16 protein-coding genes and 1 tRNA gene are annotated in these 25248 nt (G+C 69.1%); 6 read left to right on the forward strand and 11 right to left on the reverse strand.

Annotation, left to right across the window (positions count from 1 at the left end; all coding sequences use genetic code 11):
* The first annotated feature begins 180 nt into the window (after positions 1 to 180).
* Complete coding sequence (locus tag VZL07_RS37310) at positions 181 to 3417, forward strand: FAD-binding and (Fe-S)-binding domain-containing protein (RefSeq protein ID WP_426752733.1); 3237 nt, start codon at positions 181 to 183, stop codon at positions 3415 to 3417.
* Between the two features lie 68 nt (positions 3418 to 3485).
* On the opposite strand, the gene VZL07_RS37315 is transcribed toward VZL07_RS37310, so the two are convergent.
* The gene (locus VZL07_RS37315) at positions 3486 to 4604 is read right to left on the reverse strand and encodes an enolase C-terminal domain-like protein (protein ID WP_426752734.1); all 1119 of its coding nucleotides are present in this window, start codon (positions 4602 to 4604) and stop codon (positions 3486 to 3488) included.
* Between the two features lie 154 nt (positions 4605 to 4758).
* Between VZL07_RS37315 and VZL07_RS37320 the strand changes: the two genes are divergently transcribed.
* On the forward strand, positions 4759 to 5268 hold the full coding sequence (locus VZL07_RS37320; RefSeq protein WP_426752735.1) for a DUF421 domain-containing protein: 510 nt from the start codon (positions 4759 to 4761) through the stop codon (positions 5266 to 5268).
* A gap of 108 nt (positions 5269 to 5376) precedes the next feature.
* Here VZL07_RS37320 and VZL07_RS37325 read toward each other — a convergent pair whose 3' ends face one another.
* Positions 5377 to 5763, reverse strand: a complete 387-nt coding sequence (locus VZL07_RS37325) for a phage holin family protein (protein ID WP_426752736.1) — start codon at positions 5761 to 5763, stop codon at positions 5377 to 5379.
* Between the two features lie 480 nt (positions 5764 to 6243).
* On the opposite strand from VZL07_RS37325, the gene VZL07_RS37330 reads away from it, so the two are divergent.
* Together VZL07_RS37330 and VZL07_RS37335 are read left to right on the forward strand one after the other, a co-directional pair.
* Positions 6244 to 6564 (forward strand): hypothetical protein, encoded by a 321-nt coding sequence (locus VZL07_RS37330; RefSeq protein ID WP_426752737.1) that lies wholly within the window; start codon positions 6244 to 6246, stop codon positions 6562 to 6564.
* A 141-nt stretch (positions 6565 to 6705) separates the two neighbouring features.
* Positions 6706 to 8163: a hypothetical protein gene (locus VZL07_RS37335; protein ID WP_426752738.1), complete on the forward strand. Its 1458-nt coding sequence runs from the start codon at positions 6706 to 6708 to the stop codon at positions 8161 to 8163.
* Here VZL07_RS37335 and VZL07_RS37340 read toward each other — a convergent pair.
* The 5 genes from VZL07_RS37340 to VZL07_RS37360 all read right to left on the reverse strand — a co-directional run bounded on the left by VZL07_RS37340 (position 8135) and on the right by VZL07_RS37360 (position 19488).
* Positions 8135 to 14179, reverse strand: coding sequence for a hypothetical protein (locus tag VZL07_RS37340; RefSeq protein WP_426752739.1), 6045 nt, complete (start codon positions 14177 to 14179; stop codon positions 8135 to 8137). The genes VZL07_RS37335 and VZL07_RS37340 overlap by 29 nt on opposite strands.
* 130 nt (positions 14180 to 14309) lie before the next feature.
* The gene (locus VZL07_RS37345; protein ID WP_426752740.1) at positions 14310 to 17405 is read right to left on the reverse strand and encodes a DEAD/DEAH box helicase; all 3096 of its coding nucleotides are present in this window, start codon (positions 17403 to 17405) and stop codon (positions 14310 to 14312) included.
* A 167-nt stretch (positions 17406 to 17572) separates the two neighbouring features.
* Positions 17573 to 17968 carry a hypothetical protein gene (locus VZL07_RS37350; RefSeq protein ID WP_426752741.1) on the reverse strand — a complete coding sequence of 132 codons (396 nt, stop codon included), beginning with the start codon at positions 17966 to 17968 and terminating at the stop codon, positions 17573 to 17575.
* A 186-nt stretch (positions 17969 to 18154) separates the two neighbouring features.
* Positions 18155 to 19030, reverse strand: a complete 876-nt coding sequence (locus VZL07_RS37355; protein ID WP_426752742.1) for a tyrosine-type recombinase/integrase — start codon at positions 19028 to 19030, stop codon at positions 18155 to 18157.
* 382 nt (positions 19031 to 19412) lie between these two features.
* Positions 19413 to 19488, reverse strand: a tRNA-Thr gene (locus VZL07_RS37360).
* Positions 19489 to 19824: 336 nt separating this feature from the next.
* On the opposite strand from VZL07_RS37360, the gene VZL07_RS37365 reads away from it, so the two are divergent.
* Positions 19825 to 21375: a Glu/Leu/Phe/Val family dehydrogenase gene (locus VZL07_RS37365; RefSeq protein ID WP_426752743.1), complete on the forward strand. Its 1551-nt coding sequence runs from the start codon at positions 19825 to 19827 to the stop codon at positions 21373 to 21375.
* A gap of 155 nt (positions 21376 to 21530) precedes the next feature.
* On the opposite strand, the gene VZL07_RS37370 is transcribed toward VZL07_RS37365, so the two are convergent.
* Positions 21531 to 21890, reverse strand: coding sequence for a PilZ domain-containing protein (locus VZL07_RS37370; RefSeq protein WP_426752744.1), 360 nt, complete (start codon positions 21888 to 21890; stop codon positions 21531 to 21533).
* Between the two features lie 167 nt (positions 21891 to 22057).
* Between VZL07_RS37370 and VZL07_RS37375 the strand changes: the two genes are divergently transcribed.
* Positions 22058 to 22690 carry a DUF6066 family protein gene (locus VZL07_RS37375; protein WP_426752745.1) on the forward strand — a complete coding sequence of 211 codons (633 nt, stop codon included), beginning with the start codon at positions 22058 to 22060 and terminating at the stop codon, positions 22688 to 22690.
* Between the two features lie 7 nt (positions 22691 to 22697).
* Here VZL07_RS37375 and VZL07_RS37380 read toward each other — a convergent pair whose 3' ends face one another.
* From VZL07_RS37380 to VZL07_RS37390, 3 genes are all read right to left on the reverse strand, one after another.
* Positions 22698 to 24161 (reverse strand): trypsin-like peptidase domain-containing protein, encoded by a 1464-nt coding sequence (locus tag VZL07_RS37380; protein WP_426752746.1) that lies wholly within the window; start codon positions 24159 to 24161, stop codon positions 22698 to 22700.
* Positions 24162 to 24227: 66 nt separating this feature from the next.
* Positions 24228 to 24869 (reverse strand): nucleotide exchange factor GrpE, encoded by a 642-nt coding sequence (locus VZL07_RS37385; RefSeq protein WP_426752747.1) that lies wholly within the window; start codon positions 24867 to 24869, stop codon positions 24228 to 24230.
* 106 nt (positions 24870 to 24975) lie between these two features.
* On the reverse strand, positions 24976 to 25221 hold the full coding sequence (locus VZL07_RS37390; RefSeq protein ID WP_002638620.1) for an RNA polymerase sigma factor region1.1 domain-containing protein: 246 nt from the start codon (positions 25219 to 25221) through the stop codon (positions 24976 to 24978).
* Positions 25222 to 25248 lie beyond the last annotated feature (27 nt).

Here is a 25248-nt window from a genome sequence, read left to right on the forward strand (position 1 = left end):
GCTGTCGGAAGCCTGACGACGGGATTCCGACAGCCCCTCGGGACGTCCCGGCCGCTCCAATGAGGACCCGGGAGACGTGCGCCGCGCTGCCCTCGTGTGCCCCTCCCGCGCGCGCCCGGTGCGTAGGTTCTCTGCGTGCCCCGGCCTCGGGCATGCACTGAACGGGGGGAGGAAACAGCCATGCGGACTGCGGACGCCATCCAACGCACCCTCTCGCGGCTCTCGCGCAAGCGGCCCATCGTGCACCCGCTCCCGGCGACGCAGGGCGGCGACGTCACCGTGGACGTGCGAGGGCTGGAGGCGGCGCTGCGCCGCTCCGTGGAAGGCGAAGTCCGCTTCGACCACGGGAGCCGTGCGCTCTATGCCACGGACGCCTCCAACTACCGGCAGGTGCCCATCGGCGTCGTCATTCCCCGCAGCCTCGACGACGTCCTCGCCACCGTGCGCGCCTGCCGCGAGTACGACGCTCCGCTCCTATCGCGCGGCGGAGGCACGAGCCTGGCCGGCCAGAGCTGCAACGTGGCCGTCGTCATCGACTGGATGAAGTACCTGGGCCGGGTGCTGGAGCTGGACCCGGGCACGAAGACGGCCCGCGTCCAGCCCGGCACCGTCCTGGACCACCTGCGCGACACGGCCGAGCAGCACCACCTCACCTTCGGCCCGGACCCGGCCACGCACGACCACTGCACCCTTGGCGGCATGCTGGGCAACAACTCGTGTGGCGCCCATGCCCAGATGGCCGGCCCCGTCTCGCACAACGTGCGGGCGCTGGACGTGCTCACCTATGACGGCCTGCGCCTGAAGGTAGGCCCCACCAGTGACGCGGAGCTGGAGGCCCTCATCCGGGCCGGCGGCCGGCGCGGGGACATCTACCGCAAGCTGCGCGACCTGAGAGACAGGTACGCAGACGAGATTCGCCGCCGCTACCCGCCGATTCCGCGGCGCATCTCCGGCTACAACCTCGACGCGCTGCTGCCCGAACACGGCTTCGACGTGGCGCGCGCGCTGGTGGGCACCGAGGGCACCTGCGTCACCGTCCTGGAGGCGACGCTGAAGCTCGTGCCCAGCCCGCCGCACCGGGTGGTGGTGATGCTCGGCTATCCGGACATCTACATCGCCGGAGACCACGCCCACGAGCTCGCCGAGCGCTTCCACCCGCTCGCGCTGGAGGGACTGGATGACGAGCTCATCCACAACGTCGTCGTGAAGGGCCGCACGAGCGAGCTGGAGTCCCTCCACCCCCAGAGCTCACACGCCGAGTTCCTCGACCTCCTTCCGAAAGGCCAGGGCTACCTCATGCTCGAGCTCGGCGGGGACACGCCGAAGGAGGCCGTCGAGCGGGCGCACGAGCTGATGGCCGCGGTGAGCCAGGGCCAGGGCGCTCCCGTGGACATGCGGCTGTATTCGGACCGGGAACACGTCGACCACGCGTGGAAGGTTCGCGAGGCGGGCCTGGGCGCCACCGCGCGCGTGCCCGGCAGGCCAGACACCTGGCCCGGGTGGGAGGACTCGGCGGTGCCTCCGGAGAAGCTGGGGGCCTACCTGCGCGGCCTGCGCAAGCTGTACGACCGATACGGGTATGACGCCTCGCTCTACGGCCACTTCGGTCAGGCGTGCGTGCACACACGCATTGACTTCGACCTGGCCTCCGAACGGGGCATCCAGCGCTACCGCGCCTTCATCGGCGACGCGGTGGACCTCTGCGTGTCCATGGGCGGCTCGATGTCGGGCGAGCACGGCGATGGCCAGGCGCGCGCCGAGTTCCTCCCGAGGATGTTCGGCCCGGAGCTGGTGCGCGCCTTCCGCGAGTTCAAGAGCATCTGGGACCCGCACGGGAAGATGAACCCGGGCAAGGTGGTGGACCCGAACCCCATCGACCAGGAGCTGCGCCTGGGCCGGGACTACCGGGCGCGTACCTGGAAGCCACGAACGCACTTCAAGTACCCGGATGACGACGGCCTGCTGCACCGTGCCACCGAGCGCTGCGTGGGCGTGGGCAAGTGCCGGCGGGACGGCGGCGGCACCATGTGCCCCAGCTACATGGTGACGAAGGAGGAGCTGCACACCACGCGCGGCCGCGCCCACCTGCTCTTCGAGATGCTCCAGGGCGAGGTCATCCAGAAGGGCTGGCGCGACGACAACGTGAAGGCGTCACTGGAGCTATGCCTGGCGTGCAAGGGCTGCAAGGGCGACTGCCCGGTGCAGGTGGACCTGGCGACGTACAAGGCGGAGTTCCTGTCGCACTACTACCAGGGGCGCCTGCGTCCGCGGCCCGCCTACGCCATGGGCCTCATCATGTTCTGGGCTCGCGCGGCCATGCTGGCGCCTCGGCTGGTCAATGTCCTCACCGGCTTCCCCCCGACGCGAAAGCTGCTCCAGACGCTGGGAGGCATGACGACGCAGCGGACGATACCGCGCTTCGCGCCCGAGTCCTTCCAGCGGTGGGTGGCGCGCCGGCCAGTGTCGGCCCCCAAGCGCCGCCAGCGGGTGATGCTGTGGCCGGACACCTTCAACAACCACTTCTTCCCGGAGACGGCGGCCGCGGCGCTGGAGGTGCTGGAGGATGCGGGCTTCGAAGTGGTGGTGCCCCAGGGCTTCCTGTGCTGCGGCCGACCGCTCTACGACTTCGGCATGCTGAGCACCGCGAAGTGGATGCTGCGCCGCACGCTGGAGAGCCTCCGCCAGGAGATTGAAGCGGGCGTGCCGCTGGTGGGCCTGGAGCCGAGCTGCGTGTCCGTCTTCCGCGACGAGCTGCGCAACCTCTTCCCGGACTGGGTGCTCGCCGCACGGCTCCGCCAGCAGACATTCCTCTTCAGCGAGTTCCTGGAGAAACATGCGGAGGATGTGCCCCTGCCCCACCTGACGAAGAAGGCGGTGGTGCACGGCCACTGTCATCACAAGTCGCTCTTCCAGATGACGGACGAGAAGGCCGTGCTCGACAAGCTGGGGCTGGACTACGAAATCCCGACGACGGGCTGCTGTGGCATGGCGGGCTCCTTCGGGTTCGAGGCCGGGGAGAAGTACGAGGTCTCCCAGAAGGTGGGCGAGCGCGTGCTGCTGCCCAAGGTGCGCGCCACGCCGCGGGACGCGCTCGTCATCGCCGACGGCTTCAGTTGCCGGGAGCAGATTGCCCAGAACACGGACCGCCGGGCGCTGCACGTCGCGCAGGTGGTGCGGATGGCCAAGGCGTACGGGAGCATGGGGCCCTCGGGCGACTACCCCGAGCGCGGATGGGTGACGAACGGACTGAGGCGGCCGCCGCGTCGGCGTCCGCGCACCGTGACGCTGCTGGCGGGCGTGCTGCTCGGAGGCCTGCGCACTGCGGCGGAGCTGGCGGGCGTGCTGCTCGGGGGCCTGCGGTTGCTGGGCGCCTCGCGGGCCCATCCCGAGCCCCGGCGCCTGCTGAACCAAGCTTAGAGCCCGTAGAGTGTACTGAGCCGCACACCGGAGATGACGGGTCCCCCGCGCATCTCCAGGTGAGCACATCAGGACGAAGTGCCCGCCGCGTAGCGCGCCGCATCCGCCCGCTTCAACTCCAGCCCCAGGCCCGGGCGCGACAGGTCCGGCGCGAGCGCCCCCTGCCTGACTGGAGGCACGCCATCGAAGAGCATCCGCTCCAGACGAGCATGGTCATGGAAGTACTCGAGGTGCACCAGCCGCCGCGCCGCGCACGCCACGTGGGTGTGGAGCGCGGGAGCACAGTGCGCCGAGAGAGGCACGCCGTAGGCGTCGCACAGCGCGTCCGCCTGGAGGAACCCGCTGATGCCCAGGCAGCGCGTGGCATCCGCCTGGAGCACATCCACCGCGCCCGCCTCCAGCATGCGTCGGAAGTAGAAGCTGCTGTCCCCATACTCGCCCGCGGCCACGGCCATGCCGGCGGGGATGCGGGCACGCAGGCGGTGGAGCCCCTCCAGGTCATCACTGGAGACGGGCTCCTCGAACCATGAGACGCCCTGCTCCGCGAAGCGCTCGGCGAACGACAGCGCCTGCGGCACCGTGTACGCGCCGTTGCCATCCACGAGGAGCCCCGCCTGAGTCCCGATGGCTCGCCGCGCTGCCTCCACCCTCACCGGGTCTGCATCGGGATGGGTGCCCACCTTCATCTTCACCCGTGGAATCCCCTGCTCCACCCACCCGGAGAGCTGGGCCTGGAGCCGCTCGATGGGGTACGAGGTGAAGCCCCCGCTGCCGTAGACGGGCGCCGACTTCCTCACGGCGCCCAGCAGCCGCACGAGCGGCAGGTCCAGCAGCCGCGCCTTCGTGTCCCACAACGCCACGTCCACCGCGGAGAGCGCCATGGCCACCAGCCCCGGCCGCCCCGTGTTGCGCACCCGTCTCAGCAACGACAGCATCCGCGCCGGCACGTCCATCACATCGTGCCCCTGAAGCAACGGAATGAGCGTGCGGTGGATGAGGCCCGCCGCCGACGCATCCGCGTACGTATAGCCGAGCCCTCGCGTGCCTTCGGCCGTCAGCTCCACCACCACGAGCGTCGTGCGCGTCCACTCGGCGGTGCCGTCCGCCTCTGGCGCGTCCGTCGGTATCTCGTACGCCTGAACCTCGCAGCGCTCGATGGGAACCGCCTCGCGATGCCTCTGGCGCATGGCCTCTCCCCGCATGTCGTCCCCTCCCCTGGGGCTGTCCGTGTCCTCATCTCCAGCGAAGGGCCTTGCCCGCTCCTACGCCGGGCCACTCGGGGATCCCCTGGAGGCCCCTCTCGCGCGGGCCGGAGGGAGCTCGCGTGGGCAGCTTTCCTCCATGAAGCCCATCGACTGGCACGGCCTCTGGGTTCCGGACCTTCATCCCCTGGAGGTCATCATCCGCGTCTCGCTCGTGTTCCTCTTCGTCCAGTTCGTATTGCGATTGATTGGACGCAAGGAGCTGGGGCGCTACGCCAGCTTCGACCTGGCCCTGCTCTTCCTCCTCACGGTGTGCCTGCGGATGACCATCGTGGCCAACGACGACAGCCTCACCACGGGCTTCATCGCGCTGGCCACCATGGGGGCGTGGGACCGATTCTTCTCATGGCTGGCGTTCCGCAGCCGCCGCGCGGCAGGGGTGCTGGAAGGCCAGCCGATGGAGCTGATACGCGAAGGCAGTCTGCTGCATGGCAACCTGCGCAAGTCGCGCATCTCTCGCAATGAACTGCTCAGTCAGCTGCGCGCCCATGGCCGCAACGACCTGCATGCCGTGCACGCGGCCTTCCTCGAGCCCAATGGCAAGGTGACGTTCCTCTTCCGCGAGGAAGGGAGCGCCACGCGGCATTGACGGGTGTCGCCGCGTCGAGCACCTCCGCCACGCGGTGACAGCACGCCGCCCTGAGCACGGCGGTGCTGGACCGACTGGAAGGGAATCGAGGCACGGCGAGCACCGCGCTCACGTGAGCGCCCGGTCCACCTTGTCCAGGTCCCGGCGCACCTGCTCTTCCACGGTGGCCAGCGGGTGCCTCGGAAGGCACTGCAAGCCGACGAGCGCCAGCCCTGCGGCTCCGCCCACCAGCCCCACCCCCAGCAGGGCCGCGCGGCCCGGATGCGCCAGCAACACCTTGGCCAGGGAGAGCGTCAAGGCCGAGACCCCGCCGATCGCCAGCAGCCCGGCCCCTCCCAGCAGCGCCGCGCTGGAAGACATGTCGCGCGCCTCATCGCGTAGCACCTGCCCCGTCCTGCTCGCCTCCCCGCGGAGCAGCTTGCGACCGACGTCCAACGTCTTGTCCAGCAGCCCGCCCGAGGCCTGTCCGCTCCGAATCTCGCTCGCATCCGCCATGTCCGCTCCTTCCGCCCCGGCCCGCGAGTGGGCTCCAAGGCCGTGCATGGAAGGTTCGCCCTGCCGCGCACGAATGCACCGGACAAGAGAGCGGGCTGGTGCATCCGGGAGCCCCGAGCACCGCTTTGACGCGCGCTCTGACAGCGAAAACGAAGAAGGCCGGCTGCTTGCGCAACCGGCCTTCTTTCATCTTGGAGCCGACACCCAGATTTGAACTGGGGACCTACTGATTACGAATGAGTGGAGTTCCCTCGGGCGTCCATCGTAACTAGCCACAATCACTACGGAAGATGGCCTCTTTTGGCCCTCCTTGGCTTCCGGTGACGGCTCGAATTACCCAACAAATTACCCAACACGAGCCGCCTTCAACTACCCCATTGCCTGCACTTGCCGATCAGCCGCTGATCAGTTACACATGTACAACCCATGTGATGCACATGTGGGCGTGTCGCATGCCGATACCTGACTATGGAGTGGACGATGAGTGAGGAAGGTAGAGCCGTCGGCGTAAACGGGCGGGTGACGGTGCTGGATGAGGTGCAGGCGAAGCCGGAGAACCACGAATGGACTCTGTGTTTTCAGCGCTGCCGCTACGTCTACACGGATGGGAAAAAGGAGGAAGGATACCGGTTCATCTGGCGCAGACCCGACGGCAGTCTTCAAGGCGCACGTGGGCAGGCTCGATTGCCTTCCATGAAGATCGCTCGCGAACTGATGGAGGAGGCCGAGAAGGCGGGCTGGGGTCATTACGAAACAGACCCGGAAACCCTCCTGTTTCGACCTGCGCGAGCAGCCAAGTAAGGTGTTGCCGCCCGTCGACGTAGAGAGGTTGGCCGAGTGGGGCCGGGCGGTGGAGCGCCCGGCCTTCGAGGGCGTCGCGAAACTGCTGCTCGACCTTGCCTGCCCCGAAGGCACTTCCTTCCCTCTCCCCTAGGAAGAAACATGCTCCAACCTATCCACCTGTCCCCCTGGGGACAGGTGCACCCCATCCAGAACAGCAGCCGTGCCACGCACACCTGGCAGCATCTCTACAATCCGGCCGAGCGCTGGGACGAGCTGGTGGGCATGGACATCCGGGTGCTCCGTCACGAAGCCGAGCAGTGCGCCTGCCCACCGCCACCGGGAGAAGAGCGGAAACAGCTCCCCGAGGTGGCACGCTCCTGCCTCGCACTGCTCGGGCGGCACCATAACGGCTACTACGGCCCCGCCTACCTTCGAGAACTCGCCCACGAGGGCACACTCACCGGCAGGCAGTACGATTCCCAGCGCCTGCTGTGCTGTACGCCCCGTGGCGTCCTCATCTCGGTAGGGCTGGCCCCGCCCACCTCCGTGCTGACAGCGTTCCGCCCGGACCTACCGCTGAAGAGCAGCACCGGAACCGACGAGGAGTACTTTCAGGTCGCCTACCAGCGGTGGGGAAGAGGGGTGCGCACCATGTCCAGCCCGGGAACCTGGAAGGCCGAGGTGCTCCGAGCACTCGCGGTGGCCCGCCAGTGCCCTCCTACCCAGCCGGCGGAGGCCTGGGCCCTGAGCTGGGCCATCGGCCATGGCCGGGCGCTCTCCGCTGGGGAGCCGGAGGTGGCGACCCCGCTCCAAGAGGCCGAGAGGCTGCTGGAGGAATACCGGCCGCGGCTCGTGGCGCTGCTGGAGGAGGAGCTCCGCGTGACGCCCCTGCTCACCGGGCTCAAGTCGTCTCTGGAGGCCGGGCTTCCGGAGGAGGCACAGGACCGGCTGCTGGCCCTGGAAGATGTGCTGGTGGTGGCGGAGGTGCTCGGCTTCGAGAAGCACGTCCAGCACATCCTCTCGGAGGTCTCCCGACTCGCTTCACGCTGGCCTCCCGCGTTGGCCGGCTTCGACGAACTGGCCCGCCAGCGCCTGAGCGCCTCGGGCGGCGCGGCTAGCGCGTTCTGGCAGTCTGTGCTCACGGCCGCCTCCCGGGTGCCAGCCGTCCGCCTGCCGGAGGTGCTCCAGACCTGGATCGGGCGCATCGACGAAGCCAGGGCGCTCCTTGGCCGCGGCGCCGCGGAGTTGGTGGAGCGCTTCGGCATGACCCATGTCCAGCTGGCGCCCCAGGTGGTCCTAGGCCATGCCGCCCCTGCCTTCGACGTGCATGTGGAGGGGGTCTGCCCGCACGACTGGCGGCTCCGCCTCTTCATCGTCGACGCCCTGCACCCGCGTGGCGAGTCCCTCCACGAGGGCGAGGACTATCGCCGCGTCGGGGAGCGCTGGGTCTTCGATGGGTGGCGCCTGGAGGAGTCGGAGGTCCCCGCGCTCCTCATCGCCCTCGCCGCGCCCTCGCTGCCCGCGTTCGCACCGCTCGAGCAACTCCTGAAGGCGGGCCCTGCCGACGCCCGGCTGACGGAGGTGCTACTCAGCCCATCCAGTGGACGAACGCCCTGATCGACCACGCCTGCTCCTGCTCGCGCTGGGCCCTGCTCCGGCGTCCCAGGGCAGGCCCGGTCTCCGGGGCCTGTAGGCGCCCGAGTTCCACGGACAGCTGCTCCCCGCTCGCGAGGGTGCGCAGCACGGCGTTGCCCACCGCGAGGGCCGGTTCGAGCAGCACGGGCCAGAGGGGAGCAATCACGCTCCGGACACCTCCCGCCAGCAGTGCACCGGCCAGACCCGCGGCTTGATGAATCCAGTCCCCTACCCGCCCCGTCTGGCATGAGAGCAGGACGACCGTGGAGCCAGCCACGCGCCGGGGGTCCTCCGCGAGGCGCTCCATGCCCAGAGGCACCAAGGAACCGGTACCATCCACCAGGAGCAGCCGGGCCTGCCGGGGACCATCGACTTCGCCGTGGCACAGCAGCATCGCCACATCGGCCTCGGCGAGCTCGCGGAGGATGTCGTCGGGGGAAGCGGGTCCCTCCACCAGATCCGGACATGGAATACCCAGAGCCTGGCCGCAGGCGGCGCCCCGGCTCATACGCACGCGCAAGGGCCCCAGTTCCTCGGCCATGCGCGCCAGCAGCGCTCCCATCTCGATGGAGTTGGGAATGGACTGAGGCGTACCGGGGCCCGGGTCGGCCACGGCCAGCAGCGTGCGCCGGGGCCGCGCGGGCGCGGGCCGCGTCTCCAGGTCGAGCCTGACGGCGCACGTGACGGGGACGGAGGGCCAGACGTCCGAGGGCGCCAGCACCCGCAGCGCGCCTGTGGGCACCCAGAGAAGCTGGGAGGGATTCGCCGGCAGCAGCCCTCGCAGCGGGCCAGTGACGTGCCGTCGCGCCCACTCCAGCAGGGCTAGGTACTCCTCACTCGGGCCTTCCGCCGTGAGACCGCGGGCCACGGTGGACTCGTCGCACGGGGGCGCGCCCGCGTCGAGCCGCGCGACGAGCACGCGGTCCTGTCCATCATGCGTGAGGACGGCGGCGAGCAGCTCCTGCTCGTCCCCCAGCACGGCCACCACCGCGGCCCCGGGGCGGGAACGCAGCCAGCGACAGGTCCCCTCGAGCTCCGGCTCACCCCGGAGGAACGTGGGGGCCTCGCGGCGCAAGGCATCCAGCGCATGCTCCAGGGTGCGCCCGTCCCCGCCGCGGATGGCCGCGAGCCACTGCACCCAGTTGGCATGGGAGGCCCCCGCCGGGCGCGTGGTGCGGCCCGCGAGCCGCCGCTGCGCCGCGCCAGCGGCCCTCACCATCCATCGAAGGACGCGCTCCGCCCGCTCCCCCGAGAGCACGAAGCCCAGCCCCTCCGCCACTCCCACGAGGCTGCCTTCGGAGAGCCGGTCCGCCAGGACGCCGGCCACCTTGACTCCCAGGCCCGCCTCCACGGCACCCGCGCTCTCGTCTAGCAGCAGGTAGGGCCGGGCCTCATCGAGCGCGCTCCACCCCTCCCCCGCCGCGGCCTCGAGCGCGTCCAGCGACGGCGCCGAGCAGGCCAGCTCCAGGAGCGTCACCGCCGACTGCATGAGCCGCTCGTGGCTGCCCCTCCGCCGCGCGGCCGCGAGCGCACCGCGCAGGGCCTTCAGGCCCTGCTCCCACAGCGTCCGGGAGAGTGTAGTGGACAGGGCAAGGCCTCTGTCTCGGGGCGAGAGCAGCACGGCCACGGCCCTGCCGATGTTCTCGCAGGTCTCCCAGTGGTGGGTGGCATCTCGCTCCAGGGTGCGGATCTGGAGGATCTTCTCGGAGAGGTCCAGCCCTTCCAGCACCTGAACGAGCGAGGACCCGGCCCGCACCCGCAGCAGCATGTCGGCCAGGTTATGGGCCGTGTAGGCCCAGACCTCTTCCGGCACCGTGGGCCCCAGCGACTCCAAGCGCTGTCGCCACAGGTAGATGGCCTCCTCATGATTGCCCGTGCGCTCGGCCAGGTCCGCCAGGCAGACGGTCCGGTAGTTGTCCGCGCTGTACCGGTCGGACTCGGTCAGCCGGGAGCGGTCGATCTTCGCGAAGTGCTCCCGGGCCTCGCGAAGCAGCTCCACGCCTCGCGGTGGGGGCAGGCGCGAGCCCAGCATGGTCAGGGGCACCGCCAGATTCAGCAGGGCCTTGGCCTGCTGGGCGGGTGAGCGGATTGCCGACAGCCGCTCCCGGGCCGCGTCGATTCCAGCCTGCAGGTCCTCCAGGTGCGTCCCCGTGCGGCGATCGGCACGCAACTCGGCGAGGTTCATCCGCAGGTGGGCTGCCACGTCACTCTCGCCCGCTGCCTCGTACTCGCGGACGCAGCGCGTGTAGAGCAGCTCCGCCTCCTGAAGGTGCGCGGTGATGTCGCCATCCGTGCGGTAGCGCGTGGCGCGGGCCAGGGACTGCAAGGCCGAGCGGGCCGTCACTTCGCCCGGGGCACTCGCCTCCATCACCTCGCGAGCCAGCTCCGCCGCCCGTCGGAAGTCGCGGACGGGATGGCTGTAATGGTTCTCCGGCGCCCACACATGGGACAACTCGAGCAGCAGGAATCGCCCGACCTCGGGCGCTGACATCTGCCGGACGAGCCGCTCGGCCTCCAGGGCCACGCGCTCGACTTCCTCCCGCTGGGCCTGTCCATGCTCGGCGACGTGCGCCAGCAGGCGAGCCCGCGCCACGGCAATGCCCGGGAGGGCCTGCGGATCTCGGTCCTGTGCGAGCTGGTCCGCGAACGCGCGAATCCCTCGGGGCGAGCGGTCTTCCCGCTGGTGCTCCTCTTCGAGGCGCTGGCGAACCTCGCTGGGGTCCCTCCCCGTGCCGCGGGCCATCCGCTCCGCCATGTCCAGGTCCGGTGCGCTCAGTCGAAAGAGACCCTGCATGCAGGCCCTGCCCGCGGGATGGCGCATGAGGGTCATCACCGCGCTGGCGACATCTTCGGGCACGATCCCCGGCACGCCCCGGATGGCACGCCTGGCGGCGTCCGCCAGCTCGGGATGACGCCGCCCCAGCTCCTCGATGCGCCTCGTCAGTTCACGATTGCCGGACTGGAGGCGGACGAGCCGGGCCAGCACCTGGAGCTGGGTGCTGGCGACATTGAGCAGCAGGGACCCGTCCGCGTGGCGCGCGGCCTCATCGAGCCTGTCGAGGGCGCGGCCCAGCCGGACCGACGGCTCCCGGCCCGGCAGGGCCTGCTCGGCCTTGGCGGCTGACAGCAGCGCCTCGGCCCGGAGGAAGCCCTTGTCGCGCACCTCCAGGGATTTCTCCAGGAGCGCCAGCGCCGCCGCCACATCGCCCTCACCCTCCCGCTCGAGCAGTGCATCCGCCTTCACCTTCCACAGCCTGGCGGACTCATGCGGGATGGGACTTCCCACGGCTTCCGCCTCGGCATACAGCGTCAGGGCTTTCTGGAGGTCTGGCGCATCCCCCTTGCGCCAAGCATTGCCCGAAGACACCAGCAGGGAGAACAGCTTCCCGCCACTCCACCCGAGGCTGCGGGCCTCCTCAAGGGCCTCGCCGAGGACTTGGCGCGCGGCCTCGTACACATTGGCATCCATGCGCTCGATGCCCTTGAGAATCTTCGCCTCGACCCGCTCCTCGGGCGCTCGCGCGAAGGCCAGCAGTTCATCCACGGCACGCTCGTAGGAAGCCATGTCGCCGGACACGGCCAGCTTGCGGCGGACGGTGACGCGTAGCCTCAAGAGCGGGAACGACGGCGTGCTGGCGGCGACCTTCTCCACCCGCGCCAACAGCCCCTGGCCGGAGCCACCCGGGCTCTGAGCAACCTCATCCGACAGCAGGGCGAGGAGCTGGGGGTCGTCATGCCCGGTGAAGATCCACTCCAGTACGGCCTCGGCGCGGTCGGGTCGGGCCTCGGCCACGGCCAGGGTCATGCCCAGCGCCTCTTTCGGGGGGACACTGCCCGCCGGTGGAAAGTGACCTTGGGCGAGCGCCACGACCCAGCCGGGTACCGTATCGAACGCCGACCGGAGCTCCTCGGGCAGGCCCACAGGCGGGGCGGGAGGAGACCGGGGCGACGCGAGGCTGGTTCGAATCCATTCCAGCCGGGTGCGCAGCGCTCGGGCCATATCGCCAGGAGAAACTAGCGCGAGCAAGTGCTCGGCCAGCGCAGGCGTCCCGGGATGGGTCAGCGGGCCCGTGGCGAGCAGGCAGCGCACGATATGGCACCGGTAGCCAGAGAGCTCCTCCGCGGGAAGTGGGAGCTCGCTCGTGAACCATGCGGCCAGATCCTGCTGCTCCGTGGAGGACTCCAGCGCCCGCCCCGAGACCTGATCGAGGCGGATCCGAGCGCGGAGGCGCAGGTTGCGCACCAGCGCCTCGGGCTCGGCGTCAGGCTCCGCGGCTCCCGCCTCCGCATGACGCAAGGCCCGCTCGAGCAGCCCAGGCTCCTCGCGTCCGCACCGCCAGAGCGCCTCAGCCAGCGCCGAGCGGCTATAGATGTTGTCGCGGGAGCCCTCCAGCAGCGGCTCGACCTCGTTGCACCAGCGCAGCAGCTCCTCGCGGCCCTCCACGGGCAGCAACGCCAGCAGCAGGATGGCCGCGTCCAGCCGGGCATCCGGCTCCTGCTCCCTGGCCAGGAAGCCGCGCAGCAACTCAATGGACTCCTGCTCTCGCTTCTCGAACGCCAGGAGCCGAGCCCGGACCAGCGCGTCCTGGGCAATGCGCTCTCCCCGCCGCAGGAGCTCCTGGCGGATGTCCGGCGGGAGCTGGCGGACATGGTGGCCCACCACGGCCTGGAGGATCTGATCGGACTCCGCATTGGTGGCGAGCTGGCCCGCGAGGTAGCGGCGGATGTACTCGACGAGTTCGGTGGGGAGGGGCGCTCCGGCTCGAGGCCGGAGCCGCTCCAGGGTGAGCGCGGTCTGGTCGGCGGTGCCAGCCAGCTCCGCCTCGGCCTCGACGAGCCGCTGCCGGGCGCGCTCGTCCTGCCCACCCTGCCGGTCGAGCAGGACGAGATACCGCGTGGCCTCGCCCAGCGCGGTCTGGTCACCGCTGTTCCGCGCATCCGCGAGGGCCAGCTCGAAGTGATGGCGGGCGTCGTCCAGCCGCTCCTGCTCCAGCAGGGATTTCGCCAAGCGAATGCGGATGAGGTTGCGGTTGGGGCTGGGTCCCTGGCGGGCCAGCAACTCAAGCGCGAACTGGAGGTGCTCCATGGCCTCGGCAGCCTGGCCATGGCTGAGGAGCGCATGGCCCAGGGCGGCATGGGCCGGTACGGCGTGGAGATCGCCGGCATCCGGGGGCAGCGTGGCCACGGCCTCCCGGGCCAGGGGGATGGCACTGTTCTTGTCCTCGGGGGTGCCATGCAGGAGCAAGAGCTCCGCTAGCGAAGCCAGGCGGAAGGACTTCACCCAGGGCTCTCGCGCGAGGTCGGCGGCCCGACGCCCATGGTGGATGGCCTGGGTCAGCGCCTCCGGATGCCCCTGCTCGATGCGCTTGACCTCCAGATCGCCCACGATGTCGTGTACGCGGTCCGCCATGTCCAGCGGCTCTGCCCGCGGGAGCAAGGCTTCGAGCCGGGCGACCCTCTCGGAGAGTGCGTCGGGTGAAACGGACCGGCCCGGGCGCGTGGTGAGGAGCTCGGCTCGCGCTAGCACGCACTCCGCATTGATCTCCGCAAGGGCGTGCCCCGACGCGCGGCCAAGCTCGACGGCGGCCCACAGGTCCTGTAGCGCGGCGTCGTACAGCTCCGGCTTATCGTGTGCGAGGGTGAGGAGGGTATTGCCACGCCGGAAGCGCAGGTCGGCCTGTTCATCGGGGTCCGGGTCCAAGGCCAGCAGTCCGTCAATCAAGGACAGCCGGAGGGGAAGCAGCGCCTGGCGGCCAAGCGCATGAGTGGCTTCGGTGGCGCTCCGGGCGAAGAGATACACCTCGACAATCATTGGCGGAGTGTCTCTCAACCAGCGCAAAAACTGCATGCACAAGACCAGACGCGGGAGCGTGTCGAGCTCATTGAGGTGCGCACGGCTCTCCTCCAGCAGCACCGCGTCCAGCGGCGGCGCCGGGTCCGCATCGACAGCCTGCTTGAGGGAGCCGAGCGTGACGCGATGGGGACCACCCGCCGGCATTGAGGGGGTCCTTTTCGCACAGCGAGTGGGACTCCGCGAAACCGGGGCAACTTCAAGCCCAGCCTGTCGATGCCCGTGCGGGAGCATGTCACGTCGTCCGTCTGCACGTCGTGAAGTAGCTCGGTGGGCGCTACTCGCGGTAGGGCTCCAAGATGGGGAGCACCGCCGCAGCGCGCTGCCGGTCATGCTCCGCCGCCTCTGCGGCCTCTCGAACCAAGGAGACCTTCGCGACGTCGTTCCCAAGGCAGTTCAACAGGTCCTCGTCCTGAGCAGCACGGATCTGCGCCGGCTCGCCAAGCTTGGCCGCCAGCAGCCGTCGGTAGTCACCCCGGGCGAGCCCGTTCCCGGCATGCCGACCAAGCTCGACAGCCTCTGACGGGATTCCCAGGTCCAGCCGAATGAGAAGGCGGGAGAGTCGGGCACCCAGGTCGAGGCCGGGGTGCAGCAACTCTGCGATGCGCGCCACGGTGGGCAGCACGTCGCACGTGCGCGCGGCAACTTGGCGCACCGGTCCAGCCGCCCCGTCCGCGCCGCCGAACTGGGTCAGCACCCGCTCGACCTCGTCCATGGCCCGGCCCGAAACGAAGAGGAGGCAAGCGACGGCCTTCTTTGCGCGGAGTGCCCCATGCAGCACATCGCGCGCCGTGTTTCGAAGCGCCACCAGCAGCGACGCAGGGACGGTCTGCTTCTGTAGCTCGAACTGCCAGACCTGGGGCTCCTTTTGCGTACTCTTCTTGTTGATGGGGAAGGTGAGCGCATCGAGTTCGGCCGTCAGCTGAGCCGCAGCAATTAGAGCCGGGTCGGTCACCGAAGCCGAATTGAGGGGCGCCAGCGCACCGGCGAGCCTCAGAACCGATGCAACTTCCATCGCACTTTCGCCTGCGAGAATGCCAAGCTGCGTGAGCCTGTACCGCCCCTCGGCATCGAGCTCGGCCAGGCGGTGTTGCACCAACTCATCGAGCGCTGCGCGGAGATCCTCCGCGCTCCATCGCCACTGGCCGGAGAGCTGTACCTGCTGGAATGCCCCGAAACTGCTCTCTAGGAACGCGATGATGTCCTGGTCCGCGAGCCCCTCGCTACCAGTCCGGCGTGCGGCGGCGAGCACGCGGACAACCAGGGAACGGGCATCGGTCGCGGGATCGAGGAACCGGGAGAGCACGTCCTCCGGAGCTCCGAGGACGTACCGCGTCCAGAAGTCGTGCTCGTGGCGGTAGTCGAGCGCAAGCAGATAGGAAACGCCGCGCTGCGCGTACCCCAATCGCCCCGCTCGACCCACGAGGTTTTTGTACTCGGCGACCGAGTAGGGAGTCGGACCTGGGTGCTCCAGTCCGACAATCACCACGGCCTCCGCTGGGGTGTTCACGCCCATGGCCAGCGTCGTCGTCGCTGCGAGTACGCGCAGTGGTGTACCGGAGGCGCGGAAGGCCTGCTCGACGACCAGCCGTTCGGAGCGATCGAGGTCGGCATTGTGGAAAGCCACGCCCCTCTGGAGCACCGCTCGCAGATCGTGGGAGGCCTGCGAGGGGTCGCCGGCAGGGAGCCGGGCAAGAGCATCGGTGGCTGGAGGTAGCCCAAGGGCCTCAGCGAGATACTTGGCACAGCCCCGCGCCTCTCCCTTGGTCTCCCGGAAGACGATGACCTGCTTGCCCTCGCCGACGAGCTTCCGCACAAGCGGAATCACCCAATCCTGGCTGCTGCCCTTCCCGAACTGGCGGTGGACGAGCGGGTCGCTCCGCCGCTCCTCGTGGGTGTCGGCATCAATGTACCGGAAGGAGCCATCCGCCAGGAGCAACCCCTCGTCGAGGGGAACAGGGCGCTCGACGCGCTTGAGCAGCCGGGCTCCGAGCCACCGCTCCAAGCCATGCGTGCCCCCGATGACGGCCGATAGTGCGATGAGCTGCGGTTCGATGCCGTGCCTGCGCCGCATTAGCACCAGCGTCAGGATGAACTCCAGGTTCGCACCGCGCGACGAGTCCGCGAGCATCTGGACCTCGTCGATGACAATGGTGCCCGCCTGCTCCAGCACGTGCGGATGGGAGAGAATGAGGGCGGCGAACTTCTCGTATGTCAGCAGTGCGATGTCGTAGTGGCCGCGCAGTAGGGGCGTGATGTCATCCGTCTCGCCGGTAGCCTCAATGGTCCGGATCCCAAACGGGGAGTAGAGCTGCTCAAAGTGGCGGAGCTTGTCACCAACCAGCGCCTTGAGCGGAAGTAGGAAGAGCGCGCGCCGCCGTTCGAGGATGCCTCCCAGCGCAGCGAGTTCTCCGACCATCGTCTTGCCCGAGGAGGTGGGGGCCGACACCACGAGATGCTCCCCATTCAGGAGCCCAAATTCATTGATGGCCGCGAGTTGCAGGGGGTTCAGCCCAGGGATGGCCTCCGCCCATGCATGCAGGAACTCAGGGGGGAAACCGAAGGCCGCGAGGCTTGCCACATCGCGGGACGCCTCGGCACGCACGCGCTCGGGGAATGCCGCATGGAACAGGGCACCCGGCTTGAAAATGGGCCAAGTGAGCTCGCCATCCAGGGTACCGCGCATGGTGGGGTGCTGCTGCCGGCCGATCTGCTTCGCGGCATCAATCACACGCTGCGTGACGTACTCCAACAGCCGGTAGACCGAAACCTTCCCGCCCGACTGCACCTCCTCTGCGCCCTGAAGGGCCTGCAAAAGGTAGTAGGTGAGGAACCCGTGCCGCAGTCGCGGGTTCTCGTACGCCTCCTCGGTAGCGCTCGCCGCCGTGAGGATGAGCCGCCCCTCGCCCGAGAGTTGGTTGAGCTTCGAGTCCACGGAGCGCATCGCCCGGGGGACGCCCTCAACACGCAGAACCTTTGCCCCCATACCTCCCGAGAAGCAGCAGTCCAGGATGAAGATGAGCCTGCGTGCGGGGATCCGCGCGAACCAGTCCGCCATGCGCTCCAGCGGGATCGCCGTGTTCGCCAGGTCATGCACATCGGTGTCATACGGAACAAGCTCGTGCGTCTCCGCGCCGTGCCCCGAGTAGCTGACGACGACGACATCTTCGGGGCCGCAGGTCGTCAATTCCGCGAGTTGCGCCTCGATGCCCGCGCGCGTGGCGTCCTCATCGGCCAGCACCGTCGTACTCCCACCGAGCGTGTCGGTAAAGAGCGCGTGCAGAGCGGCTGCGTCCCTCCGGGCGCAGCTCAGCCAGTTGATGTCCGGAGAGACGTATCGGTCGATACCAATGAACAGCCCACGGAATGCCATGTGCTCTCGCAGCGAGTGCTTGGTGGAAGGCCCCGTTCTGGCGACCAGAGATACCTACGGACCTCCGGGCGGCGAGCCCAAGGCCCCGGCGCTTACCGGACTCCCCAGCAGAGGCCGCTGCGGCCCGAGAAGGACCCTCGTCCCGCCATCCCCGAGGCGGCGTGCGCCTAGAACTTGATCTTGCTCAGATCGGCCTTTGCCCGCTGGGTTGCCGCATCCTGCTCCGCGCGCCTGCGCGCCTCCCGCGTCTGCGCCTCGGCCAGGTGCTCGCGGTACTTCCGGTTGACATCGCCAAGAACCTCCTTCAGCGGTGCCTTGTGGTAGCGCTCAATTTCATCGATGGGGCACTCGATGATGATGTGCCGCTCTGTGGCGTGCGCCCTGCGCCACATGGAGGTGCGCGGGAACCTCCACTCTGATTCGAAGATGCGGCGCCAGTCCGCAGGTGCGGGTGCCGTCAACGACAGGTGGACCCGGTAAATGGTCCCGTTGACGCTATTGGCCAGGGTCTTTTCCTGGTCCACGCCAGCAATGCCGATCTCCTGGACGTCATTCTCGCTCACGTAGTCTCCCCCGTTGTCAGCTCTCAACTGCCGGAGACAGATTGGAGCAGAACCCCAGCGGAATCAATCCAGGTCAGACGCCTCACTACTGGTGTCCTGAGCATGTCGCCTCCAGAGGCAGCGTGCCCCCTGCTTGCATTCCTAACCGAGTGAGCCCACGCCTTTAACGACGTACGTAGAAACCGCTTAGAAAAGGGTGGGCACCCGGCCGGGCACGGCGAGCGTCGTGTAGAAGCGCGCCGTCGTGCGCGGATCGCGGTGGCCCAGGTAGTCGCCCACCTGCTCGATGGTGGCGCCGGCCTCCACGGCCCAGGTGGCCACGCTGTGACGGAGGTTCGACGGCGTGAAGACCTTGACGCCTGCGGCCTTACACGCCCGCTCCACGGCCCCGCACAGGCGCCAGAAGCCCAGCGGCCCGTGCTGCCGCAACCGCAGGGCCGCCTCCGCGACGTCCGCGCTCACGCGGGTCCGGTGGACGTGTCCGGACTTGTGGCGCGGAATCGTGAGGACATCGCCCTCGACGTTGCCGTCGGCGATGAAGCGCTCGAGCTCCGTCGTGTGCCACCCACACGTCCCGAGCACCTTCAGGGCGTCCTGATACGGCGGCGCCGAGTGAGCCAGCGCTTTCAGGAAGTCCTCCTTGGGGACGACCTTGCTCCGCCGCGTCTGCGCCGCCTTCGCCTGCGGCATGGTGAGGTGGTGCAGGGTCGGGTCTTCATCGGCAGCCAACCGATGCACCCCGCCCTCCACGTCCCGGAGGCCGTTCTTGCGCAGGTAGCCGTAGAGGCTCTTCATGACCGCGATCTTCGGCGCCCGGCACTTCGTCCCGTTCAGCGCCTCCAGGATGCGCTCGATGCGCAGCTCCCGCAGGTCGACCGAGCCGAGCACCTCCTGCCACCAGGCCAGGTACACCTTCTGCTCGTGGACCCACTTCGGGCTGTTCTTCTTCTCGTCCCGGCTCCACGTGAGGAACTGAGCGGCCGTCTCCGCGTTCAAGAGGATGGGCAGCGCGCGTTCCGGGCGCCGGTCAGCCGGCGAGCGGTAACCCTCGGGGTCCGCCATGAAGCGGTCCAGCTCGTGGAGCGCGTCCTTGAGGTTGTCGGCCCCAGTCGAGACCTTGTACCGGCGGGGCCGTTCACCATCTTGGAGACGTAGTACGTCGGCCCGCTCGGGCCCTTGGGCTTCCGGCCTCGCTTGCCCTTGGCTCCGGCGGTACCGCTATCTGCCTCCGGCACGGCCGCGTCCGATGGAGCCGCAGGCTCCCCCAGGTCCTTCCAGTAAATCTCACCACCGGCCCAGGCGCCCCTGAACCCGCCTCGACGCTTCGCCTTCACGACGTGCTCCCGTGGAGCGTGTCGGGCAGCGTTACCCAACAGATTCCCCAACAGGGCGAATAAAAAGGGTCGGCTGCTTTCGCAACCGACCCGTAACTACCTGATTCTATTGGAGCCGACACCCAGATTTGAACTGGGGACCTACTGATTACGAATCAGTTGCTCTACCGGCTGAGCTATGTCGGCGCGAGAGGTGGGCGGGGAGTACCATGGGCGCCCATGTCCGGCAAGCAGAAATGATGTGGGCCGTTCAATCGCTCCTGCCACCCCACCCCATTTCTGGCGCGCTCATCGTTGGGTTTCCAACCATCCTCGCGGTTGACCACCCTGACAGAAATGACACATCGCGTCTGTCGCTGCTGACACACCGCGTTGTCATAACCTCCCGTTATCTTTCCAGATTTTTGGGAGCGAGGGGCCGAACCGCGCGGTTGACCCCCCGGGGCGCCTATGCACATAAGGGCGCCGCTACCCCCACGTGCCTCGCCCCACTTGGCGACGCGACAAGGAGCAAGTTCCGTCATGGCCAGCGAAGAGAATTTCATGCGCGCCCCGGCCCCTACGCCCAAGCGCACCGTCTACACCGAGGCGATGGAGATCTTCCATCGTGCCGCGGACCTCATCGCGCTGGACAAGCGCGTCCGCCTCGAGCTGGAGGAGCCGGACTACGAGCACATCTTCTATGTCACGGCCAAGCTGAAGGACCGCCTCGTCCCCCTCCCCGAGGACAAGGCGCGGACCTTCTCCAACCTGCCCGAGACGCAGGTGCGCAACAAGGAAGGCCTGGAGCTGCTGGCCAACGGCAACATCATCCTCAATGGCCGCGCGCTGCTCGGCTCGGACGTGGCCATCCGCCAGGGCCACCTGCGCCTGCCCGACGGCAAGGTGTACCAGCTGGTCCCCGGTGAATCGCAGCGCTTCAAGGCCTACCGCGTGCAGCACAACCAGGCGCGCGGTCCTTACAAGGGCGGCCTGCGCTACCACCGCGAGGTGTCCCTGGACCTCTTCAAGGCCCTGGCCGCGGAGATGACCTGGAAGACGGCCATCGCGGAGGTCCCCTTCGGCGGCGGCAAGGGCGGCATCCAGATCGACCCGCGCGAGTACGGCAAGGAGGAGATCGAGGCCATCACCCTGCGCTTCATGTACCGGCTCAAGAGCATGATTGGCCCGGACATCGACATCCCGGCGCCGGACGTGGGCACCAACCCCGCCATCATGGCCCTGCTCTACCGCCAGTACTCGGACGGTGAGCGCGAGCGCCACAACCTGCGCGGCATCGTCACCGGCAAGGACGTGCGCATCGGCGGCTCCGAGGGCCGCAACAAGGCCACCGGCCAGGGCGTGGCCTTCTGCATCGAGGACTACTACGCCGACCGCGGCGAGTCCGTGAAGGGCAAGACCTTCATCCTCCAGGGCTTCGGCAACGTGGGCAGCCACGCCGCCAACATCCTGGCGCAGATGGGCGCCCGCCTGCTCGCGGTGAACGACGCCGACGGAACCATCTTCAACGGCGACGGCATCGACGTGGCGGCGCTCTCCGCCTACGTGCAGGACCCCAAGAACCTCAAGCGCAGCGTGCTCGGCTTCCCGGGCGCCCAGCGCATCGAGAAGAAGGACCTCTGGGACGTCCAGGCCGACATCCTCGTCCCCGCGGCGCTGGGCGGCGAAATCACCGCCGACGTCGCCGAGCGCCTGAAGGTGCGCCTGGTCGCCGAGGGCGCCAACGGCCCCACCACCCCGGAAGCCGACCGCATCCTCGAGAAGCGCGGCATCGAGCTCATCCCGGACATCATCGCCAACGCCGGCGGTGTGACGGTGAGCTACTACGAGTGGATCCAGAACAAGCGCATGGAGCGCTGGAGCGAGGCCGAGGTGGATCAGCGCCTCGAGCGCGCCATGAAGCGCAACTACCGCATCATCCGCGACATCGCGCGCAACCAGCCGCGCAAGACGGAGATGCACGACAGCCGCCAGTACTGCATCGGGCAGACCGTGGACACCCGCTGCGCCGCGATGATCCTCGCGCTCAAGCGCATCGAGGCCCACTACCTCCTCGAGGGCTTCTCGCAGTAGGCGCGCCAGGCCGCTGAAAACACGAAGGGCACGGTCCTCCTCATGGAAGGCCGTGCCCTTTCGTCGTTTCCGGGCCCGGAAGGTGGCTTTGGCGCCCCCGCGGAGGTTCCGGGTTCGCCAGGCCGCCCAAGCCCCTCACGGGACCGGGATGGACGTCAGTGCATCACCCGCTCGCGGTCCACCAGGAGCAGGGGCGCGTCCTCCTGCGTCTCGTAGGCCACGATGCGCAGCCCCACGCCGCGGCTGCTGCCCTCGCGCCCGTCCTTGCGCCCGAAGGCCAGGGCCACCTGGTAGCGGACCTCGCACAGGCAGGTCATCTCCGTCCCGTCCTCGCCGGCGAACGTGACCTTCAGCTTCTCGCCCAGGCCCACCTGGTCCCGGACCTCCACGAACATGCCCCGCGCGCTGATGTTGCGGCCCACGCCACGCATCATCCCGTCCTGGGTGGTGAGGTAGACGGTGAAGACCTTGTCGAAACGGAGATGGGACCGGCGCTCGTGAGGACGCTCGAACATGGGGGTAGCTCCCGGAACAGGTGGTGACAGGCGCAACCTACACGGTAGCCACATGTAGGCAAGTTCTTCACCTACATCCACCCCAACACACCCATGTAACAAGTGCCGGGTCCTTTCCGAAATGGCACGATTCCCGGCTGGACCCCTGTTCCCCGGAGACCCTGCTCGTGAATCGCATCCTGGTTGCCGCCGCCCTGCTCCTGCCCGTGCTCGCCTTCGCCGACGCGGACCCTCGCTTCGCCAAGCTGCGTGACGAGGCCGAGCCCCTGGGCGGGCTGGGGACCTTCCTGGAGAAGTACATCGGCGCGTGTGACGGCCCGTTCGTGGACGCGCAATGCAAGTCCAACGCGGAGGCCTTCCGGAAGAAGTACCAGGGCAAGCGGCTGTACATGATCGTCACCGAGGACGACACGACCATGCTCAGCCCGGGCCCCTACTCACCGGGCTCGGGGGAGTACACCATCAACATCACCCCGTTCTTCCCCGGCGGCAGCTCGGCGCTTACCCACGGCGCGCCCAAGAAGACGGACGGCAACGGCAACCCCATCCTCCCCTACCTCACCGTCACCGGGGAGATGCCGGAGGGGTGGAACCTGCAGATGTTCACCCGCCTGTTCTCCATGCGGGCGGTGCGGGCCCAGGTCGTCTTCACGCCGCAGGGCGTGTGGAGCCTGCCCAAGAAGGGCGGCGGAAAGAACTACGGCGTGACGGCCCGTATCGAGGCCATCCTCCTCACCGAGGGCCGCAGCGGTCAGCCCATGGGCCTGTGGCTCAACGGCAAGGACGCCCGGAAGCGCTAGGCGCGCCTCAGCGGGCGACCGCGATGTACTGGAGCGTGTCGCCCCGCTTCACGCGCAGCAGGATGCTGGCCCCCGCGCTTCCCTTGGCCAGTGCCGCGCGCACCCCAGCCGCGTCCTTCACGCGGCGGCGGTTCACCTCCGTCACCACGTCCCCCGCCCGCAGCCCGGCCGACTCCGCCGGGCTGCGCGGCGTGACGCCCGACACCAGCGCGCCGGACCAGGCCGTCTCGCCCAGCGGGGCGGCGACTTCCGGTGTGAGGTCGCGGAGCACCAGCCCCACCTCCGCCTCGCTGGTCGTCCGCTGGATGAGACCCTCGGTGGCCTCCTGCGCCGGACGCGCCACCAGCCGCACCGTCACCTCCTGGGTGTCGGTGCCGCGCATCAGCGACAGCCGCGCCTCGGTGCCCGGCGCCAGCAGCGCCACCTTGCGCAGCAGCTGCAGGTAGGAGCCGATGGGCCGCCCGTTGACGGCCACCAGCCTGTCACCGGGGCGGATGCCCGCGGCGGCGGCGGGGCTGCCCTGGTAGACGTCCTTCACCAGCGGGGCCCGGCGCTCGGCGCCATTGGCGTGGATGCCGTCGTCGTTGATGACGACGCCCAGCCAGCCGCGCTCCAGCTTCCCGTTCTCGCGGAGGTTGGGCAGCAGCTCCTTCACCAGGTTGATGGGCACCGCGAAGCCAATGCCCTGCCCCTGGCTGATGATGGCGGTGTTCACCCCCACGACCTCGCCCTTCATGTTGAAGAGCGGACCGCCGGAGTTGCCGGGGTTGATGAGCGCGTCCGTCTGGATGAAGTCGTCGAACTGGCCCACGCCCAGCACGCGCTCCTTGGCGGAGATCATCCCGTGCGACACCGAGTGGTCCAGGCCGAAGGGGTTGCCAATGGCCACCACCCAGTCTCCCACCGCCATCTGGTCGGAGTCCCCCAGGTAGAGCGCGGGCAGCTGCCCCATGCCCACGCCGCTCAGGCGCAGCAGGGCCACGTCCGTGGAGGCATCACGGCCCACCACCGACGCGGCGAACTCGCGGCCGTCCGCCAGGCGCACCGCGATCTGCTGGGCGCTGGCCACCACGTGGTTGTTGGTGACGACGAGCCCGTCAGGCGTCAGCACGAAGCCGGAGCCCGTCGCGCGCTTCAGGCCCTCCATCCCGCTGCCGCGGGGCCCCACGGTGGTGATGTTGACGACGCCGGCCTCCACCGCGCGGATCAGCGGCGCCAGGGAGGACGGCGGAACGAAGTCGGGGATGCCCGGGTCGCCCTCGGCGCGCTCGCGCCACAGGCTCAGCGCGCCCGTCTGCCCGTCCGTGCCAGCGGCCTGTGCCGCGAACCAGGCGGCATGCTCACGGGCCCGCGCCGGCAGCCAGGAATCGAGCGGATTGTCGGCGGCCGCCACCCCCGGGGTGAGCGCCAGCGCGAGACATACGGACAGAAGTCGGGCAGACACGGGGAGGCAGCTTACACGGCGGGCCATGGTCGAGCGGACTCAACAACAGGGCCCGGCGCCCCCTTCCCGAGAAGGGGGGCGCCCGGGGGTGCGTCAGGCCTGGGCGGGGGCGACGTACTTCGCCACCTTCACCCGGGCCGGACGGATGACGCGGTCCTTCAGCCGGTAGCCGGCGCGCAGCTCGGCGACGACGCGCTGGTCCTCGTCCGGCGAGGCGGTGATTTCCATGTCCGTCGCCTCGGCCACGTTCGGGTCGAACGTCTGCCCCACGACGCTGAGGCGCTCGATGCCCGTGGCCTGGGCCTTGTTGAGCAGCACCTCGCGGATCATCCGCACGCCCTCGGCCAGCGGCGAGGTGTCCTGTGCACTGGCGGACAGGCAGCGGTCCAGCTCGTCGATGGCCTCCAGCAGCGTGACGGCCACGTTGCCGCGCTCCACGTCGAGCATCCGCTCGCGCTCGCGCGTCACCCGCTGCTTGAACTCCTCGCGGTCCTTCTCCCCGGCCTGCACGGCGCGGACGGCGGTGTCGTACTTCTTGCGGAGCGTCTCCAGCTCCGCCACCAGCCGCTCCCGCTCCGGGTCCTTCCCGGCGGCGGGCTCCTCGGGGGCACGCGGCTCTGGGGCCTGCTGCGTCGAAGAGGGCTCCCCGGCGGCGGAGACAGGTCCCTCGCCCGTGGCGGAAGGAGGCTGCTGCGAGGCTTCGGGGGCTGCGTCGGTGGGGGTGTTACCGGCCATGTCGAACCTGAGGCGATGGTGGGTGCGCAGTCTCGCGCGAAAGGTAGGGTTGCACTGCTCGCCCGGAACCTAACCGCGAGACCGCACCTGTCAACGCGGGAGCGAGCTAGTGCTCCTGGGGCGCGGCGGGGGACTCGGCCATGAAACCGTGGTCCACCTGCCCCGTCACCTCGTCGATGATCTCCACCTGCGCGGCCCGCAGCGAGTAGTAGAGGAGCCAGCGCTCCGCCGCCGTCAGGGTCCCCGCGGGCAGGGCCTCCTCAATCTCCTGAACCGTGAGCCGCCCCTCCTTGAGCCCCTTCGCGAAGAGGGCCTTCCGGGCCACGTAGCTCTTGCCGATCCTGTTCTCCACGGCGACGCCTCCTTTCTTCCGAAGATA

It is taken from the genome of Pseudomyxococcus flavus, assembly GCF_050038885.1.
Taxonomy (GTDB): domain Bacteria; phylum Myxococcota; class Myxococcia; order Myxococcales; family Myxococcaceae; genus Myxococcus; species Myxococcus flavus.